This window comes from Arthrobacter sp. CAN_A1 (assembly GCF_015751665.1).
Taxonomy (GTDB): Bacteria; Actinomycetota; Actinomycetes; order Actinomycetales; family Micrococcaceae; genus Arthrobacter_D.
In genome coordinates, this window is sequence record NZ_JADOUR010000005.1 from 202,615 (window position 1) to 219,232 (window position 16,618).

General features: G+C 66.1%; 19 protein-coding genes. 9 read left to right on the top strand and 10 right to left on the bottom strand.

Features of this window, described 5'->3' with window-relative positions; translation table 11 throughout:
* The first annotated feature begins 35 nt into the window (after positions 1-35).
* The 5 genes from IWX62_RS08120 (at position 36) to IWX62_RS08135 (ending at position 2,761) form a co-directional block, all read left to right on the top strand.
* The gene (locus IWX62_RS08120) at positions 36-911 is read left to right on the top strand and encodes a YscO family type III secretion system apparatus protein (protein ID WP_196840849.1); all 876 of its coding nucleotides are present in this window, start codon (positions 36-38) and stop codon (positions 909-911) included.
* A gap of 83 nt (positions 912-994) precedes the next feature.
* Entirely contained in the window at positions 995-1,474 is a 480-nt protein-coding gene (locus IWX62_RS08125) for a VOC family protein (protein ID WP_196840850.1), read from the top strand.
* Positions 1,475-1,581: 107 nt separating this feature from the next.
* The gene (locus IWX62_RS08130) at positions 1,582-2,115 is read left to right on the top strand and encodes an aspartate/glutamate racemase family protein (protein ID WP_333483288.1); all 534 of its coding nucleotides are present in this window, start codon (positions 1,582-1,584) and stop codon (positions 2,113-2,115) included.
* Positions 2,112-2,255 (top strand): hypothetical protein, encoded by a 144-nt coding sequence (locus IWX62_RS16255; RefSeq protein ID WP_333483303.1) that lies wholly within the window; start codon positions 2,112-2,114, stop codon positions 2,253-2,255. The genes IWX62_RS08130 and IWX62_RS16255 overlap by 4 nt, the downstream gene beginning before the upstream one ends.
* 137 nt (positions 2,256-2,392) lie before the next feature.
* Positions 2,393-2,761 (top strand): hypothetical protein, encoded by a 369-nt coding sequence (locus IWX62_RS08135; RefSeq protein ID WP_196840851.1) that lies wholly within the window; start codon positions 2,393-2,395, stop codon positions 2,759-2,761.
* A 52-nt stretch (positions 2,762-2,813) separates the two neighbouring features.
* Here IWX62_RS08135 and IWX62_RS08140 read toward each other — a convergent pair whose 3' ends face one another.
* The 9 genes from IWX62_RS08140 to IWX62_RS08180 all read right to left on the bottom strand — a co-directional run bounded on the left by IWX62_RS08140 (position 2,814) and on the right by IWX62_RS08180 (position 11,217).
* Positions 2,814-3,263 carry a hypothetical protein gene (locus IWX62_RS08140; RefSeq protein ID WP_196840852.1) on the bottom strand — a complete coding sequence of 150 codons (450 nt, stop codon included), beginning with the start codon at positions 3,261-3,263 and terminating at the stop codon, positions 2,814-2,816.
* A gap of 103 nt (positions 3,264-3,366) precedes the next feature.
* Positions 3,367-4,596, bottom strand: a complete 1,230-nt coding sequence (gene manD, locus IWX62_RS08145) for a D-mannonate dehydratase ManD (protein ID WP_196840853.1) — start codon at positions 4,594-4,596, stop codon at positions 3,367-3,369.
* A gap of 43 nt (positions 4,597-4,639) precedes the next feature.
* Positions 4,640-5,620: a sugar kinase gene (locus tag IWX62_RS08150; RefSeq protein WP_196840854.1), complete on the bottom strand. Its 981-nt coding sequence runs from the start codon at positions 5,618-5,620 to the stop codon at positions 4,640-4,642.
* Positions 5,617-6,249, bottom strand: a complete 633-nt coding sequence (locus IWX62_RS08155; RefSeq protein WP_196840855.1) for a bifunctional 4-hydroxy-2-oxoglutarate aldolase/2-dehydro-3-deoxy-phosphogluconate aldolase — start codon at positions 6,247-6,249, stop codon at positions 5,617-5,619. Before IWX62_RS08155 ends, IWX62_RS08150 begins: the two co-directional genes overlap by 4 nt.
* Positions 6,250-6,280: 31 nt before the next feature.
* Positions 6,281-7,426 carry a galactonate dehydratase gene (dgoD, locus tag IWX62_RS08160; protein WP_196840856.1) on the bottom strand — a complete coding sequence of 382 codons (1,146 nt, stop codon included), beginning with the start codon at positions 7,424-7,426 and terminating at the stop codon, positions 6,281-6,283.
* Positions 7,416-7,940 carry a gluconokinase gene (locus IWX62_RS08165; protein ID WP_196840857.1) on the bottom strand — a complete coding sequence of 175 codons (525 nt, stop codon included), beginning with the start codon at positions 7,938-7,940 and terminating at the stop codon, positions 7,416-7,418. The genes dgoD and IWX62_RS08165 overlap by 11 nt, the downstream gene beginning before the upstream one ends.
* Before the next feature lie 3 nt (positions 7,941-7,943).
* The gene (locus tag IWX62_RS08170; RefSeq protein ID WP_196840858.1) at positions 7,944-8,831 is read right to left on the bottom strand and encodes a carbohydrate ABC transporter permease; all 888 of its coding nucleotides are present in this window, start codon (positions 8,829-8,831) and stop codon (positions 7,944-7,946) included.
* A 3-nt stretch (positions 8,832-8,834) separates the two neighbouring features.
* Entirely contained in the window at positions 8,835-9,782 is a 948-nt protein-coding gene (locus tag IWX62_RS08175; protein ID WP_333483289.1) for a carbohydrate ABC transporter permease, read from the bottom strand.
* Positions 9,783-9,927: 145 nt separating this feature from the next.
* Positions 9,928-11,217 carry an ABC transporter substrate-binding protein gene (locus tag IWX62_RS08180; protein WP_333483290.1) on the bottom strand — a complete coding sequence of 430 codons (1,290 nt, stop codon included), beginning with the start codon at positions 11,215-11,217 and terminating at the stop codon, positions 9,928-9,930.
* Between the two features lie 156 nt (positions 11,218-11,373).
* On the opposite strand from IWX62_RS08180, the gene IWX62_RS08185 reads away from it, so the two are divergent.
* From IWX62_RS08185 to IWX62_RS08200, 4 genes are all read left to right on the top strand, one after another.
* Positions 11,374-12,114: a FadR/GntR family transcriptional regulator gene (locus IWX62_RS08185; protein ID WP_196840859.1), complete on the top strand. Its 741-nt coding sequence runs from the start codon at positions 11,374-11,376 to the stop codon at positions 12,112-12,114.
* Positions 12,115-12,153: 39 nt separating this feature from the next.
* Positions 12,154-13,005 (top strand): fumarylacetoacetate hydrolase family protein, encoded by an 852-nt coding sequence (locus tag IWX62_RS08190; RefSeq protein ID WP_196840860.1) that lies wholly within the window; start codon positions 12,154-12,156, stop codon positions 13,003-13,005.
* A gap of 119 nt (positions 13,006-13,124) precedes the next feature.
* Positions 13,125-13,634: a universal stress protein gene (locus tag IWX62_RS08195; protein ID WP_196840861.1), complete on the top strand. Its 510-nt coding sequence runs from the start codon at positions 13,125-13,127 to the stop codon at positions 13,632-13,634.
* 111 nt (positions 13,635-13,745) lie between these two features.
* On the top strand, positions 13,746-15,596 hold the full coding sequence (locus IWX62_RS08200; protein ID WP_196840862.1) for a GAF domain-containing protein: 1,851 nt from the start codon (positions 13,746-13,748) through the stop codon (positions 15,594-15,596).
* Here IWX62_RS08200 and dhaK read toward each other — a convergent pair.
* Positions 15,593-16,588, bottom strand: coding sequence for a dihydroxyacetone kinase subunit DhaK (gene dhaK, locus IWX62_RS08205; RefSeq protein WP_196840863.1), 996 nt, complete (start codon positions 16,586-16,588; stop codon positions 15,593-15,595). The genes IWX62_RS08200 and dhaK overlap by 4 nt on opposite strands.
* Positions 16,589-16,618 lie beyond the last annotated feature (30 nt).

Here is a 16,618-nt window from a genome sequence, read left to right on the forward strand (position 1 = left end):
TGGGGCCACACCCACCCGCTTACCGGAAGGACCAAGTGAGCACTCGGCAATCATCGGACGCAGCACTCACGGAGGCTGCCGCCCGCCTGTACGATTTGCGCTTGGAGGACTTCACCGCCGAACGCAATGCGGCGGCCAAGGGCGCCGGCGAGAAGCTGCTCTCCGGACAGATCAAGCGGCTCCCGAAGCCGTCGATGGCGGGGTGGCTGATCAACATGCTGGTCCAGCACCGTCGAGAGGCTGTCGATCAGGCACTCGACCTCGGCGTCGCACTGCGCGCCGCCCAGGAGAATCTTGACCAAAAGCTGATGAAGGAGCTCGGTCAGCAACGGCAGCGGCTCCTGACCTTGCTCGGCAAGGAAAGCCTCTCCCTCGCGAAGGAACTGGGTCACGGTGTCAGCGCTTCCGTCGCCGCCGAGGTGGAGCAGACGTTCCGCGCCGCGATGACCGATCCCGACGCCGCAGCCGCCGTTGCGAGCGGCCGCCTCCTCCGCTCGCTGGCTGCCAGCGGCTGGGACGCCGCCGACCTGACGGGCGCCGTGGGCGGGCCGTTCGAATCATCCACCGGCACCGGTTCCGCTGAATCAACCGACGGGGGCTCAGAGGCCGACGACGAGCGGGTCGAGAACGCCCACACCGACCTGGAGGACGCCGAACGCACCCTGGCCGATGCCGACGACGACTCAGAGGACGCGGGACACCGGCTCAACAAATTCCAGGACCGCCGCACCGGGTTGACTATCGAAATAGAGGACCTGCAGCGTCGGCTCACCGAGCTGCGGGGGGTTCTATTGACCCTCGACACCCAGATCGACGACGCCGAACTGGACCAGTCCGCGGCGACCCGAACCGCCCGCGACGCGCAGCGCGCAGTGGATAGCGCGCGACGCCACCTCGAGAAGCTGCTCTAGCCACCCCGCGGTCCTTGCGCGACGGGGGCTGCCGGGCCAGACTACGAACACCGAACACCCAGCCCCAGCACCAGGAGTCCCCCATGTCAGCGATAGCACCATGTCTCTGGTTTGATTCGCAGGCCGAAGAGGCCGCCATCTTCTACGTTTCCCTGCTCGGCAACTCGCGGATTACTGACGTATCGCGGTACAGCGAGGGCGGCCCGCAGCCCGCAGGCACGGCGATCATGGTGCACTTCGAGCTGGACGGCGTCGCGTTCCAGGCCCTCAACGGCGGCCCGCAGTTTCCCTTCACCGAGGCCGTATCCCTCGCCATCAGCACCTCGTCGCAGGAGGAGACCGACCGGTTGTGGACGGCACTGACCGCCGACGGCGGGGAGGAGTCAAGGTGCGGCTGGCTCAAGGACAAATACGGGTTGTCCTGGCAGATTGTCCCTACCCGGCTCGGGGAGCTGTTGTCCGGCGCCGACGCCGACGCCGAGGGTGCCGGCCGTGCCATGCAGGCGATGCTGACCATGCGAAAGATTGACATCAATGGGCTGGAGCGCGCCTACAACGGCTAGCCTCGCCCCGGCTGACGGCTCTTTTAGTGCTAACCCGCCCGAAACCCTGTGTTATTCCGGCGCCGTCACCATGGAAGTGACCACCCCGCCCTCCCCCCGAGGAATCAATGACACGCATCGGCCTCATCAGAGTCCTCACCGCCAGTGACCCACGGCTGCTGAACGTCCACGGCCGCGCCGTCCAGGACGCGTTCGGCGTCGAGGTGATCTCCCGCGCAGTTCATGACCTGCCGGAGGGCGTTTACGACCAGCACACCCACAACTCCGCGGCGCCGAAGGTCCTGGCCCTCGCCGCCGACCTGGCACCGCACGTGGATGGCATCATGATCAGCTGCTCGTCCGATCCCGGCCTCGCGGAAATCCGCGCCCTGGTCGACGTTCCGGTGGTCGGTGCCGGCTCGGCTGGTGCCGCGGCGGCCCTGGCTCTGGGTTCGCGGATCGGGGTGCTCGCCTTGAGCGCTGATCCTCCCCCGGCCGTTGTCGAGGTGCTGGGCAGTCACCTCCACACGGTGCAGTCACCCGACGGCGTCACCCACACCCAGGAACTGCTCACGCCATCGGGGGTGTACGAACCTACCTCGCGGCTGAACGGCTGGTTGACGACGGCGCCGACGTCATCCTTCAAGCGTGCACCGGGCTGACCAGTATGGGAGTCACCCGCGAACTTCGCCGGCGGTATGGTCTTCCCGTCATCGATCCGGTGCTCGCGGCCGGGTCAGCACTCACCCTCCACCTGGGCCATCAGGTGTCCCGGGAGTACGCCGCAGCCCTGACCGGCTAGGTCTCCTGCCGCGATCCGCCGCGGGTAGGAACCACGGACTGCTCGCGTACACCCTGCGCCGAATCGAGTAGCCACCACTCGTTACACCGGCACCGTCTTCTTCTAGCCTGAAATCCCACGGGAAAGAAGAGGACACTATGATCGACTACGCCATTGAAGCTTTGCCTCTTCATTCCCCGCACACCCTGGATCGGTTGGAGCGGGAGCTTGAAAATCCGGTGGCCTGCCAGGCCTTCATCCAGATCTCCATCGGCATGTGGGACCAGCGGTTCTATCGGCTGACCCGTGCTGCCGAGGCCCGCGATGAAGCCCAGCTGATGGATGTCATCCTCAGTATTGAAAGCTCCAGCAAAATGCTGGGACTTGAGCAACTCGCCGCGTTGGCCGGGGTACTGAAGTCCCGTCTGGAACGCCACGACCTGGACGCCGTGCTGGGGCTCCTGCCGCCGCTTGAACGATGCGGCAAGCTCAGCATGCGCGAACTGCGAGCGGCGTACCCCGCCTGAACCGGCGGCAATCCGGGACGGAACCTCGAAAGCGCACAGTCCTGTCGAGGAACTACCGGCCGGGTCGTCGCCACCAGCGGAGCTGCCGTGGAGCCGGCGCTGGTGTGTCCTCCCGGACTGGCTCGGTTGGGCGGCGTCCAGCCTTCCACCGGGCCACCTCCGCGTCGATGTCCCGGGTCCGGGTGATGACCGGAGGCCCGCCGAGCAGCTGACGACGCGCGCTGACCACCCGCCGGTTGAACTCCATCAGGACCTGCCGAACCGCGGCTTCGGTGGGCTCGGCCCGCAGACGGGCGTCCAGTTCTGCATCGTCCTTCCGCAGCAGAAACGGTTCCGGCGCCAACCCGGTCAGTTGCTCACGGATGATCAGCTCCTTGAGCCACCAGTCCGGGTCAACGTTCTGCGCGGCATCACCGTTCTGCGCAGTGTCACCGTTCTGCGCGGCACGATACTCGGCCGCCCGGCGCACCCTCCGTGCCGCCTCGTCCATCGTGCCGTCCATTTGGCCTCCCGCAGTCTGGACAGGAACCCCCAGTATCCGAAGATTGACGGGCCGCGGCAACCTCGCGGGCCGCTGGCACAGCCCCCACCTGACGAGCCGTGGCCTACCAGTCGTGGATGGTCCCGTCCTTGAGCCGGTTGAAGGGGAGATACGCGGGCGTGTAGGGGTGCGCTGCGGCGGCGTCCAGATCCAGTTCGACGCCGAGTCCCGGCTGCTCGCCCGGGTGCAGGTAGCCGTCCGTGAAGGAGAACGACTGCTGGAAAACCTCGTTGGTGAGGTCTCCATGGCGCATATATTCCTGGATCCCGAAGTTGTGGATCGCCAGGTCAAGGTGCAGTACCGCAGCCATTCCGACAGGGGAAATGTCGGTGGGCCCGTGGATGCCCGACTTGATCTGGTACTGCGCCGCATAGTCGAGGATCTTTTTCATGGCGCTGATCCCGCCCGTGTGGGTGACGGCCGAGCGGACGTAGTCGATCAGCTGCTCACGGATCAGGGTCTGGTAATCGAACACCGTGTTGAACACCTCGCCGATGGCCAGCGGTGTGGTGGTGTGCTGCCGGACCAGCCGCAGCGCATCCTGGTTCTCCGCGGGCGTGCAGTCCTCCAGCCAGAACAGGTCATACGGTTCCAGCGACTTGCCCAGCCGCGCAGCCTCGATCGGTGTCATCCGGTGATGGCCGTCATGCAGCAGCGGTAGTTCCGGCCCGAACTCGGCCCGGACCGCCTCAAACACGGTCGGGATGTGCCGCAGGTAGGCGCGGGTATCCCAGTCTTCTTCGGCGGGAAGGGCCGCCCGCTGCGCCGGCTCGTAGTCGTACCGGGTGCCGCCGGCGCTGGGCTGCGCCGCCACCCCGTAGACCGCGTCGATGCCGGGCACAGCGGTCTGGATGCGGATGGCCTTGTACCCCAGGTCCAGGTGCTCCCGCACGGAGTCGAGGATCTCGGGAATGTCCCGCCCGCTCGCGTGGCCATACGCGCGGATGCCGTCCCGGGACGCGCCGCCGAGCAGCTGATACAGCGGCATCCCCGCCGCCTTCGCCTTGATATCCCAGAGCGCGACGTCGACCGCGGCGATCGCCGCCATGGTCACCGGCCCGCGGCGCCAGTACGCGCCCCGGTACAGGAACTGCCAGATGTCCTCAATCCGGTGGGCGTCCCGCCCGATCAGCAGCGGCACCACATGATGCTCAAGGTAAGCGGCGGCAGCAAGTTCGCGACCGTTCAGGGTGGCGTCGCCAAGCCCGGTCAGGCCGTCCTCGGTGGTGATCTTCAGGGTGACGAAGTTCCGGTCCGGACTCGACACGATCACTTCTGCGCTCTTGATTTTCACTGACGTCTCCTTGATTCGAACTCCTGTAGATGAACAGGACTGATTAGCGGATGGTGCTGCCGGCGGACTGCGCGACCAGGCTCAATTCGCTGCGGTAGGGCAGGTTTTCCCAGTCTCCGGAACCGGCGACGGCAAACGCCCCGAGCGTGACGCCGCGGAGCAGCCGCCCGGGGATCGGCTCGCCGTCGAGAAAGGCCGAGAGGTAGCCGGCGGTGAATGCGTCCCCGGCGCCCACCGTGTCCACCACCGGGACCGGAAGCGCGGTCTGGTGGGCCGCCGGCGCTCCTGCTATATAGGTGGATGCACCTGCCGCACCCCGTTTGATGATGACCTCCCTGACCCCGCGCCGGTGCAGGCCGGCCACGGCGTCGGTTTCCGACCCCCCAGGTGCCACGGGTGCCACAAGGGCGAGTTCGTCGTCGGAGGCGATGATGAAGTCGGCCAGGTCCGCCAGCGGACCCAAGGTCGCGGCGGCGTCGGAAGCGGTCCATAACTTTGACCGGTAGTTAACGTCAAAACTGACCAGGATGCCTCGGCGCTTCGCTTCACCCGCGGCCCACAGGGTTGCCTCCGCGGCGCTGGCGGACAGCGCCGGAGTGATCCCGGTGAGGTGCAGGATCCGCGGTTGACCGTCGAACGCCGCCCGCAGGTCGTCGATGCACAGCGCCGACCCCGCCGAGCCCGCCCGGTAGTAGGCGGCACGCGACACGTCAGCAATCCGCTTTTCCAGCAGCATCAGGCCTGTGGCGCGCTGGGGGTCGAGGACGACGCCGTCGGTCACCACCGCTTCGGCGCGCAGCGTCCGCAACGCGAAGGTGCCCACCTCATCGGCGCCGAGCCTGCCCATCCAGCTCACCGTGTGGCCGAGCCGGGCGAGGCCGATCGCCACGTTGGTTTCGGCACCGCCGAGCGACATGGTCATCGTTCCCCCGGCCCGCAGCAACCCGGCAGCACGCAGGGATGCCATCGTTTCGCCGAAGGTGACCACCTCCATCGACGGCCCGCCGTCCGTGCCCTCGCTCATCCGGCGACCGCCGCCGCGAGCTCGAGGTATCGCCGGGCCCGGAGGCGTAGTTCAGCGAGGTCCCCGCCCGACGCCGAGTCCCCGACCAGCGGTGAGCCCACTCCGACGGCGACGGCACCGCGCGCCAGATAATCGGCGGCCGCGGCCTCATCCACCCCACCGACGGGGACAAACGGGATCAGCGGGAACGGGTCGCGCAGGGCCGAGAGGTAGCGGGGCCCGCCGAGGGAGGCCGGGAAAAGTTTGATGCCGGTGGCACCCTGGTCCATCGCGGTGAACACCTCAGTGGGAGTCAACGCACCGGCAATGACGGGCAGTTGCAGCTGCACCGCTGCGGCCACCGACGCAGACACGGCCGGGGTCACCACGAACTGCCCGCCGGCAGCGGCCACCCGCTCGGCGTCGTCGACGGTGAGGACCGTTCCGGCCCCAACGGTCGCCCGGTCCCCCACTTCGCGGCGCACCGCGGCGATGACGTCGATCGCGTCAGGGGTGTTCAGCGACACCTCAAGGTGGCGGACCCCTTCATCGACCAGGGCGACGGCGGCGCGGATTGAGGCGTCGCGGTCGGTCCCGCGGATAATGGCCAGCAGGCGGGAGTCGGAGAGTCCTGCAAGAAAGTCAGTCATGGGTGGTCCTTTCGTAGGGCTGAAAGCCGGTTTACCACTCGGCGTAGGAACCGTCGTCGTGCCGCCACACGGGTGAGCGCCAGGCGTGGCCGTTCTTGTCCACCCGGCGGACTGCTGCCTCGTCGATCTCGATTCCCAGACCGGGACCGGTGAGCCGTTCAATGTGGCCGTCCACAAACTTCAGCGGAGTCTTGTCCAGGACATAGTCGAGCACCTCGGCACCCTGGTTGTAGTGGATGCCGATGCTCTGTTCCTGGATTAGGAAGTTGGTGGTGGCGAACCCCACCTGCAGGCAGGCGGCGAGCGCCAGCGGTCCCAGCGGACAGTGCGGCGCCAGCTGCACGTCGTAGATTTCGGCGAGGGAAGCGATTTTGCGGACCTCGGTGATACCGCCGGCGTGGGACAGATCAGGTTGCGCTACGGCGATCCCCGCCTGCAGCACCGGGAGGAATTCCTGCCGGTTGTAGAGCCGCTCCCCGGTGGCGATCGGGATGCTGGTGGAGCTGGTGAGGCCGCCGATCAGGTGTGAGTTTTCCGGCACCGTTGGCTCCTCGAGAAAGAACGGGTGCAACGGTTCCAGCAGGGGCGCGACCCGCCGGGTGTTGGCGAGGGTGAACCGGCCGTGAAAGTCGACGGCGACGTCGCGGTGCGGGCCGAGCACCTCACGGGCCGCGGCGACGCGCTCCACGACGGCGTCAATTTCAGCGACGCTGCCGAGCGGGCTCATCCTGCCGCTGGCGTTCATTTTCACGGCGGTCAGTCCCACCTCGAGCTGGGCGGAGATGGAGTCGGCCACCTCGGCGGGTTCGTCGCCGCCCACCCAGCCGTACATCCTGACCCGGTCGCGGACGTGCCCGCCGAGCAGCTGGTGCACCGGCACGCCGAGCGACTTCCCGGCGATATCCCACAGCGCCTGGTCCAGGCCGGCGACGGCGCTGGCCAGGATGGCTCCGCCACGGTAGAAGGACCCCTTGGTCATGACCTGCCAGTGGTCCTCGATCCGCAGCGGGTCGGCGCCGATCAGCAGTTCGGAGAGCTGCTCGACGGCGGTCCGCACCGTCTCGGACCGCCCCTCCACCACGGGCTCACCCCACCCGACGATGCCGCTGTCCGTTTCCACCCTGACAAAAAGCCAGCGCGGTGGGACAAGGAAGGTTTCAATCCTGCTAATGCGCATGAATGGAGCTTTCGGAGAGGTACGCGAGAATGTGGTCAACCATGGCCTGCGGCGGGTCGGAGATGTCGACGGTGAGTCCCCGTTCGTCGTCGCCCAGGGTCTGCAGGCTCTCGTACTGGGAGGCGAGCAGCGACGGCGGCATGTACTCGTGCTCGCGCGCCGAGATCCGCGCTGCCACCAGCTCCATCGTCCCGTGCGGGTGCACCACCACCAGGTCCGGCGCGTGGCCGCGGAGCAGGTCCCGGTAGGCGTGCTTCAGGGCGGAGCAGGCGACGACGACGCCGTCTTCCCGCCCCTCGGCCAGCACCGTGCCGATCGTGTGCAGCCAGGGCAGCCGGTTGTCGTCGGTCAACGGGGTGCCGGCAGCCATCAGGGCTTTGTTGTCATCGGGGTGCAGGTCGTCGCCGTCGACGAAGCTGACGCCGAGGCGTTCGGCGAGCAGGGCCCCGATGGTGCTCTTCCCAGAGCCCTGCACCCCCATGACCACGATCGGCGGGGTTGATGTGTGTGCCATGGTCTAGCCCTTGGTTGCGCCGGCGGTGAGGCCGGAGACGATGTACTTCTGGGTGAACAGGGCGATCACCATGATCGGGATGGTGACCACCACTGAGGCGGCCATCAGTCCTCCCCAGTCGATGCTGGCGTAGGCAACAAAGTTGAAGATGGCCACGGGCAGGGTCTTCGTCTCGGCGCCGGAGAGCACCAGGGCGAACATGAAGTTGTTCCACGAGAAGATGAAGGACAGGATGCCGGCCGTCGCCACGCCCCCGATGGACAGGGGCAGGGTGATCCGCAGGAAGGCGCCGATGTGGGTGAGCCCATCCACCCGGGCGGCCTCTTCGAGTTCGAGGGGCATCGAATCGTAGTAGGACATCATGATGTACACGATCAGCGGCAACGCCACGAACATGTGCGACAGGATCAGCACCCCGTACCCGCCCACCATTGACAGGTTGGAGAACACGTAGTACCAGGGCACCAGCAGGCTGACGCCCGGGATGATCCGGGCCATCAGAACCACCAGTGCGGACCGGCGCATCGCGAACCGGCTCATGGAATAGGCAGCAGGAACGCCGATGATCAGGGACAGCGCGGTTGACGCGAACGCCACCCAGAAGCTGTTGAACACAAACGAGAAGTAGTTGTTGCGGCCCAGCACGGTCTCGTAGTTGGCGGCGGTGGGGGTGAAGATCAGGGTCTTGGACGCGTCGTAGATGTCCACGTTGGTCTTCAGGGAGGCAAGGAACATCCAGACCAGCGGGGCAATGAACGCCAGGACCACGAGGGTCAGCGCTGCGACGCGGAAGATCTTGTAGCCCTGCCGGCGCAGTGGCTTCTTCCGGCGCTTCGGGATACCGGTGGGCTGGGTGCTGCCCTGGCTCAGGTGGGGGGCGATCGTGCTCATGAGCTACACGTCCTTCCGGCGGCGGGTCAGAACCCACATGGCGCCGATGATGATGAGGAAGAAGAGGATCAGGACGGTGGAGGACAACCCGTAGTCGTTGTAGTCGAAGCTGAGCCCGTAGGCGTAGATGTTCAGCGTCTCCACCTCGTTGAAGGATCCACCGCCGCGGCCCTTGGTGGCGTACAGCAGGTCGAAGGTCTTCAGGGCGTCGATGCTCCGCAGGAGGACGGCGACAATGATGGTGGGCATCAGCAGCGGGACGGTGACGTAGCGGAACCGCTGCCACGCGTTGGCGCCGTCGATCCGGGCCGCTTCGTCGGGCTCCTCCGACAGGGAGGTGAGACCGGCGAGCAGGATGATGACCACCATGGGGGTCCACTGCCAGATGTCGATGAAGATCACCGTGGGCAGGGCGGTCGCCTGGCCGGATAGCCACGGCTGGGGCGGGATGCCCACGAAACCGAGGACCTGGTTGGCGAAGCCGATGTTCGGATCAAAGATCAGCCGCCACATCATGCCGACGGCAACCGGGGTGGCGACCAGGGGCAGGAGGATGGCCACCCGGACCCACTTCTCACCCTTGAACGGGCGCCACAACAGGAGCGCGATACCCATGCCGAGGACCATCTGGACGGCGAGCGCCACCGAGGTGAAGGCGAAGGTGCGCCCGACGGCGGGCCAGAAGCGTTCGGTGTCGGTCAGCACTTCGGCGTAGTTGGCAAACCCGATGAAGTCGGACTCGGCGCGGACCGACCCCGAGGAGTCGGTCAGGCTCAGGTACATCGTCCAACCGAGCGGAAAGATGATGAGGATGCCGACAAAGATCATGGCCGGCGCTGCGAACAGCCACTTGCGGTGATTGTTGGCCCAGTCGGAGTAGGCCTTGTAGCGGGTGTTTCCCGGCCTACGGTCCTTCGGCGGGTTGATCCTCGGTGGGGAGGCGACAGTCATGGTCAACGTCCTTGTTGCAGGAAGTGCAATGGTTGCATTCTTGGTGGGGTGGAGCGCGTGAGGGTGCTGGTTGCGCCGCCCGGCGGAGGTGGTCCCCACCGGGCGGCGCCGCATCGCAGGCGGCTACGGGAGCCGCCGTCGAACGCTATTCGCGTTCGTCGTCCAGGAAGGCCTGGAAGGACTCGCTAGCAGCGTCAGCCGCCGCGTCGACGTCGCCGCCGGTGATGCCGATGACGATCGGATCGCCCACCACTTCACGGGCTTCAGCAACGTTGATCACGAGCGGACGGTCGTAGCCGACGCCGTTTTCGGCGCTGGCTTCGATGGCTGCAGCAAGATCCTCGGGGTAGGTCGAGGTGCCCTCAGGGTCGGCCCAGACCGAGGTGCGTGGACCCGGGACGCCTTCCTGCTGGATTTCGAGGACCATTTCCTTGCTGGTGGCCCATTCGAGGAACTTCCAGGCGTTGTCCTGGTTGTTCGACGCCTCGTTGATGCCGAGGCCCCACGATGGCACGTTGTAGGGCTTGGAACCGGCGGGGCCTGCAGGCAGTGGAGCGAAGCCGACGTTCTCGGCTACCTGCGAGTTCGCTGGGTCTGTGGCGTTCTGGTAAAGGCTGTCAGCCTCGGTGTAGAAGGCCGCACCGCCCTGGGTGAAGATGGCCATCGCCTCGGGCCAGCTCATGTCGGTGCTGACATTCTCGGGACCGTACTGGTTGATCATGCGGCCGTAGTACTCGTACGCTTCCTTGGCTTCCGGTGAGGAGATGGCCGAGTTGCCTTCCTCATCGATGAAGTCGCCGCCAAAGCTGTAGAGGAAGCTGGAGAACTGGGTGACGGCCGGTGACTTGCCGGTGCGGGCAACGAAACCTGCAACATCGGGGTTCTCTTCGCTGATCTGCTGGGCAGCCGCTTCGAGTTCCTCAAGGGTCTCGGGGACCTCAAGGCCCGCTTCCTCCAGGAGGTCGGTGCGGTAGTACAGCACTTCGCGCTCGGTGATGGTCGGGATGCCGACCACCTTGTCCTCGAAGGTCGTGGAGTCGACGGGGCCGCTCTGGAAGTCGGCCCATTCCCACTCCGAGTTGGCTTCGACGCGCTCGGTCAGGTCCGCGAGGTAGCCGTTCTGGGCGAACAGCTTGCCCTCCTGCAGCGGCCGGTACATCATGACGTCGATCTCGTCGGTGCCCGCGTTGAGCTGCACGTTGTACTGGGCTGAAAGCTGGTCCTCGCCGAGCTGCGTGAGCTCGACCGTCAGACCGGTTTCTTCCTCGAATTCGGGGATGGCCTCAATGATTTTGTCGGTCCACACGTGATTGGCGAGGGTGACCCGCAGAGTGTCGGAAGCTTCGTCGCCGCCACCTCCGCCGCATGCTGCAAGGGTTCCGCCCAGCAATGCCGTGACCGCCAGTCCGGCTACCCGCATAGTTTTGCGCTGCACTGTTGCTCCAGTTCTCTTCGTTGAGGACACCCGCGTTGACCGGGGCCAGGAGTAGATGATCGGTTTACATCTGCTATAAACCACGATAGTAGTGACAAAGATCATACTTATGCAACCCCGTGACCCCATTGGGATGCTCTTGATACGCTTCACTTCATGCGGCCAACCGATCCCCTCTCCCCTGGTGCTGTGCCCCCCGGCCTGCACGCATCGGTCATTGACCAGATGGGACTGGCCATCGGCGCGGGCGAGTGGGCCGCGGGATCGGTGATGCGGATCGAGGAACTCGAGGAGCGCTACGGCGTCTCCCGGTCGGTCATCCGCGAGGTGTTGCGCGTCCTCGCGTCGATGGGCATGGTCGAATCCCGCCGCCGGGTGGGCGTCCAGGTGCTCCCCGCCACCGAATGGAACCTTTACGACCGCCAGGTCATCAGGTGGCGGCTCGCGTCACCGGGTCGGGTGGCCCAGCTGCGGTCCCTGACCGAACTGCGCACCGCCATCGAACCGCAGGCAGCCCGGTTGGCCGCTCTGCGGGCGCCGCTGGCCGACGCCAGCGAGCTCATGGGGCTGGCCGGCAAGCTGTGGGCCGCCGGCCAGGACGGCGACACCGACCTGTTCCTGACCCTCGACATCCAGTTCCATCGCCTCGTCCTATCCAGTTCGGGCAACGAGATGTTCGGCAAACTCAACTCCCTGGTCGCCGAGGTCCTCACCGGGCGAACCCACTACGGACTGATGCCCGAACACCCGCACGAGGAAGCCCTCCAGATGCACGTCGACGTCGCCAGCGCCATCCAGCGCGGCAACCCGGTGGATGCCCACCAGTCGATGCTCGCCATCATGGAACGCGCCATGACCGAGATGAGCACGCTGTGGAACGAAGCGGCGCACAAGTAGGATCAGCCGCGTCACACTGAGCCAAAAAGGAGATCCGAAATGGAACTGCTGCGACTGGGCGAGCCCGGCCAGGAAATCCCGGTGGTGCGCGTAGGCGGCACCACCTTCGACCTGCGGGGGCTGACCACCGACATCACCGGAGCCTTCCTCGGCGCCGACGGGATCCAGCGGGTGCGCGACGCCCTCGCCGCGGGTGAGCTGCCGGAGCTCAAACATGCTGCTTCCCTCCGGGTAGGTGCGCCACTGACCGGCATCGGCGCCGTCGTCTGCATCGGACAAAATTACGCCGCGCATGCTGCGGAGACCGGCGACCTCCCGCCGAAGGCACCCATCATCTTCTTCAAGCATCCCAACACGGTGGTCGGTGCGTACGACGACGTCGTCATCCCCCCGGGCGCGCAGAAGGTGGACTGGGAGGTGGAACTGGCCGTGGTGATCGGCAAACGGGCCTCCTATCTGGCCAGCGCCGAGGAGGCCCTCGACTGCATCGCCGGGTTCACGATCAGCAACGATGTCTCGGAACGTGACTACCAGATGGGCCACTCCGGCGGTCAATGGTCCAAGGGCAAATGTGCTCCGACCTTCAACCCGCTGGGTCCCGCCCTGGTGCCCGCCGCGGAGGTGACGGACCCGCAGGCCCTGCGGCTGTACTCAGCGGTGAACGGCGAGCCCCGGCAGGATTCCACCACGGCGGACATGGTGTTCGGTGTCGGCGAGATCATTAGGGATCTCTCCCAGTATCTGGCACTGGATCCGGGCGACGTGGTGAACACCGGCACCCCCGAGGGCGTTGCCCTCTCCGGCCGCTTCCCCTACCTGAGCGTCGGGGACACCATGACGCTCGGGATTAAGGGTCTCGGCGAGCAACAACAACGCCTAGTCGGATCCTGAATTTTCCCGCCGGAACAGCTCCCAGGGCGTAAAATTGGAGGTTACAGAGATGAAGGAGGACCACCCGTAACCCACCCATTGCAGCGTCAGCTGATGCTGCCCGAGCAAGGAGAACTGTGATGGATAAAAACCCGGAGGACCCACAGGTAGTCGTCGGAGTCGACGGCTCGGGGCCCTCCATTCTTGCCTTAAGGCTCGCCGCTGCGTTGGCTCCGGCCCTTGGCGCCCGGGTACACGCCGTCGCCTGCTGGGATTACCCCAAAATGTATGAGGAATACCTGCTACCGGACCCCCAAGCCTTCAAATTGGCAGCAACCAGCCACCTCGGCGCAGCCATCCAGGAGGCCTACGGTGAAGAGCCGCCTCCGGGCCTGACCAGCGACGTGGTGCGCGGACAAGCATCGACCCAGCTCGTTGCAGCGGGTGCGACGGCGCAACTGCTCATCGTAGGCCGGCGCGGCCACGGCGGCCTCCGCGGGTTACACCTGGGGTCAGTGAGCAACGCCTGCGTGGCCCACGCCGCGTGCCCGGTGCTGGTGGTGCACGACGATGGGAAACCGCAGGCCCACCACAGGTGGCGGGACCGTTACCGCGAGAACCGCCCCCTGGAGCCCTATGACCTGCTCTGACAAAAAGTCCAGGAGCTAACCAGCCCGCGTCGTGATGTAATGCAGGGGGTGACACCGCGCTGGTGGGGGATTCGCCGCTGCGTGACCCGAGTTTCGTCAGAGAGGACGAAGATGACTGACTCACGGCTGGGGCTGGATCCGCTGCTGCACGACACCTGGCGTGCAGATGGGGCGCAGCAGCGATTGGAAACGGTGGCCAATCTGGCGCGCGACCTTGCTGGCAGGTTCGAGCTGCAACCGCTCCTTGAACGAATTCTCCGGCACGCGGCAACGCTGCTGGGCTGCGAATCCGGGTCCCTCTCCCTCGTCAACGAAGCCAGCGGAACCTACGCGAAGAAGGTGGACTTCGGCGTCGGCTGCCAGGAAGGGCAGACGTTCTCGCTGGACGAAGGCGTCACCGGCCAGGTGGTCCGCGGGCGATCCACGGTGATCCTGCGAACCTACAGCGAAGTGGCCAAGGGCCACATCTCCCCCGACGATCCGCGGTGGAACTGCGCCGTCATTGGAGTGCCCATCCAATGGGATGAACGGGTGATTGGCACCTGCATCATCTTCGGGGCCAACCCTGAGCGGGTGTTTACCCCCGACGACGCCGCACTGGCTGAGCTGTTCGCGAGCCACGCGGCAATCGCGTTGAAGAACTCTGAGCTGCACGCCATCGCGTCCGAGCGCGAACAGGAGGCGGCGATCGGCGCTGAACGCGAACGGGCGGTCCGGGACGTTCACGAAACCATCGGCCGGTCCCTCGCGACCCTCCTCCTCAGCCTGGACGACGCCGACAAAGCAGTCCGGCAGGATGGCCTCGAAACCGCCGCGTTGCAACACCTTGGAACCGCCCGGAATATCGCCCACGACGCCCTCGCCGAAACCCGCCGCACTGTGCTGGGGATGGGCCCGGCGTCGCTCGCGGGCCGGGACCTCGACGTGGCGGTCGCCGCGGAACTGACCTGGGTCGAATCAATGGGGGCCGCGGAAACCCAGCTCACCGTCATTGGGACTCCCCGTGCGCTCGCGCCCGAGATCGAGCACCAGGCGTTCAAGATCATCCAGGAAGCGCTGGGCAACGTAGTGACGCACTCGCGGGCCACGAGCGTGCGGGTGGGGTTGGTGTATGACACTGATTCACTGGCCGTCCTGGTGGAGGACAACGGGCGTGGATTCGATCTGGCCGCCACCCACGGGGACCATTCCGCCGTGCCGTCCGGATGCCTGGGGCTGCATGGGATGACCTCGCGGGCCGTCCATCTGGGCGGGGACCTGCACATTGACACCATGCCGGGCTGGGGCACCAAGGTGCAGGCCACCCTCCCGGACAAGGTTCCGGAGCGGGGCGGGCACCCGCAATCGCGGTGGAAGGTGCTGATCGGCAATGACAAGCCCCTGATCAGCGCCGGGCTGGTCAGGCTGCTCCAGCTCAGCGAGCCGGCCGTGCAGATTGCCGCCGAGGTCAGCGCGCCAGCGCAACTGCTTGATGCTTACGAGCTGCTGCGCCCTGATGTCCTGGTGGTTGATCTGGACATGATCCAGACCTCAGCGCCAGGACTGCTGGCCCAGGTCAGGGAGCTCGACCCCTACGCGGCCATCGTGGTGCTCACGGACAATCCCACGGTGGACCAGGTGCGCTCCGCCAAGCAGGCCGGGGTCCGCGGGTTCATCAACCGCGCGGCCGACGGCGAAGCGATCGCCCGCGTCATCGTGGCGGCCGGACAGGGGCAGGCCCTGGTGGAAGGCGACATTTTCGACTCCCTGATGGCAGCCACGCCGGACGGCTCCACGCACGATAACTTCACCGTGCGGGAGCGCCAGGTCCGCGACATGGTCCTTCAGGGCATGGCCGACAAGCAGATTGCCCGCGAGCTGCAGATCTCGGCGAAGACCGTTGAGAAACACGTCGGTTCCCTGCTCCGGAAGACCGGTGCCCGCAACCGGACCATGCTGGTCAGCATGAACGGCGCCGCCTAGAACACCCGCATCGCAATCTCGGCCGGGTCGTTGAGCAGCGACTCGATCTCGTCGTCGAGCCGGACCAGGGTGATCGAAGCGCCGGCCATGTCGAGTGACGTGCAGTACTCCCCGACATAGCTGCGTCCGACGGTGATGCCCTTCGCCGCGAGCTGCTTGTGAGCCTGCCCGTACAGGAGGTAGAGCTCGCTGATGGGGGTGCCGCCAAGGCCGTTCACCATCAGAGCCACCCGGTCGCCGTCCTTGAACGGCAGGTCGTTGACCACCGGCTCCAGGATTTCGTCGACGATGTCATTGGCCGGCATCATCTTGGCCCGCCGCCGGCCCGGTTCGCCGTGGATGCCCACACCGACTTCGATCTCGTCCTCGCCCAGCTCAAAGAGGGGGCTTCCCTTCGCCGGTGGGGTGCAGGCAGTCAGCGCGACGCCCATGGTGCGGGTCACTGAGTTCACCTTCTCGCCCACCCGGATCACCTCGTCGAGGTCAGCTCCCCGCTCGGCCGCCGCTGCGACAGCCTTGATCACGAAGAAGTTACCGGCAACACCGCGTCGGCCGATCGTGTACGTGGAGTCCTGCACCGACACGTCGTCGTCGATGAACAGGGTCTTCACGTTCACGCCCTCAGCGGCGGCCATTTCCTGGGCCATGTCGAAGACCATCTTGTCGCCGGTGTAGTTGTTCACCAGTAGCAGCACGCCTTTCGGGGAGGCCAGCAGTTTGGTGGTTTCGAAGACGTAGTCGAACGGTGGTGCGGCGAAGACGTCACCCGGGCAGGCGGCGTCGAGCATCCCCTTGCCCACGGCCATCACGTGCGCCGGTTCGTGGCCGGACCCCGACCCCTGGACGATCGACACCTTGTTCTCGTTGGGGCTGTCGGACCGCATGATCAGGTTGTATTCCGGGACGTACCGCAGGGTGTCGGGGTTGGCCAGGGCCAGGCCTTCGAGCATCTCGGGGACGAACTGTTTGGGGTCATTGACGAACTTTTTCATGAGGGCTCCACATCGTTGTGTTGATTGGCA

Excerpts from the sequence above, each read along its gene's own strand:
- IWX62_RS08185 (WP_196840859.1), top strand. The coding sequence starts at position 11,374 with ATGCGGCCAACCGATCCCCTCTCCCCTGGTGCTGTGCCCCCCGGCCTG.
- IWX62_RS08135 (WP_196840851.1), top strand. The coding sequence starts at position 2,393 with ATGATCGACTACGCCATTGAAGCTTTGCCTCTTCATTCCCCGCACACC.
- dgoD (WP_196840856.1), bottom strand. The coding sequence starts at position 7,426 with ATGCGCATTAGCAGGATTGAAACCTTCCTTGTCCCACCGCGCTGGCTT.
- IWX62_RS08140 (WP_196840852.1), bottom strand. The coding sequence starts at position 3,263 with ATGGACGGCACGATGGACGAGGCGGCACGGAGGGTGCGCCGGGCGGCC.
- IWX62_RS08170 (WP_196840858.1), bottom strand. The coding sequence starts at position 8,831 with ATGAGCACGATCGCCCCCCACCTGAGCCAGGGCAGCACCCAGCCCACC.
- IWX62_RS08195 (WP_196840861.1), top strand. The coding sequence starts at position 13,125 with ATGGATAAAAACCCGGAGGACCCACAGGTAGTCGTCGGAGTCGACGGC.
- IWX62_RS08175 (WP_333483289.1), bottom strand. The coding sequence starts at position 9,782 with ATGACTGTCGCCTCCCCACCGAGGATCAACCCGCCGAAGGACCGTAGG.
- IWX62_RS08200 (WP_196840862.1), top strand. The coding sequence starts at position 13,746 with ATGACTGACTCACGGCTGGGGCTGGATCCGCTGCTGCACGACACCTGG.
- IWX62_RS08165 (WP_196840857.1), bottom strand. The coding sequence starts at position 7,940 with ATGGCACACACATCAACCCCGCCGATCGTGGTCATGGGGGTGCAGGGC.
- dhaK (WP_196840863.1), bottom strand. The coding sequence starts at position 16,588 with ATGAAAAAGTTCGTCAATGACCCCAAACAGTTCGTCCCCGAGATGCTC.
- IWX62_RS08130 (WP_333483288.1), top strand. The coding sequence starts at position 1,582 with ATGACACGCATCGGCCTCATCAGAGTCCTCACCGCCAGTGACCCACGG.
- IWX62_RS08125 (WP_196840850.1), top strand. The coding sequence starts at position 995 with ATGTCAGCGATAGCACCATGTCTCTGGTTTGATTCGCAGGCCGAAGAG.
- IWX62_RS08150 (WP_196840854.1), bottom strand. The coding sequence starts at position 5,620 with ATGAGCGAGGGCACGGACGGCGGGCCGTCGATGGAGGTGGTCACCTTC.
- IWX62_RS08190 (WP_196840860.1), top strand. The coding sequence starts at position 12,154 with ATGGAACTGCTGCGACTGGGCGAGCCCGGCCAGGAAATCCCGGTGGTG.
- IWX62_RS08155 (WP_196840855.1), bottom strand. The coding sequence starts at position 6,249 with ATGACTGACTTTCTTGCAGGACTCTCCGACTCCCGCCTGCTGGCCATT.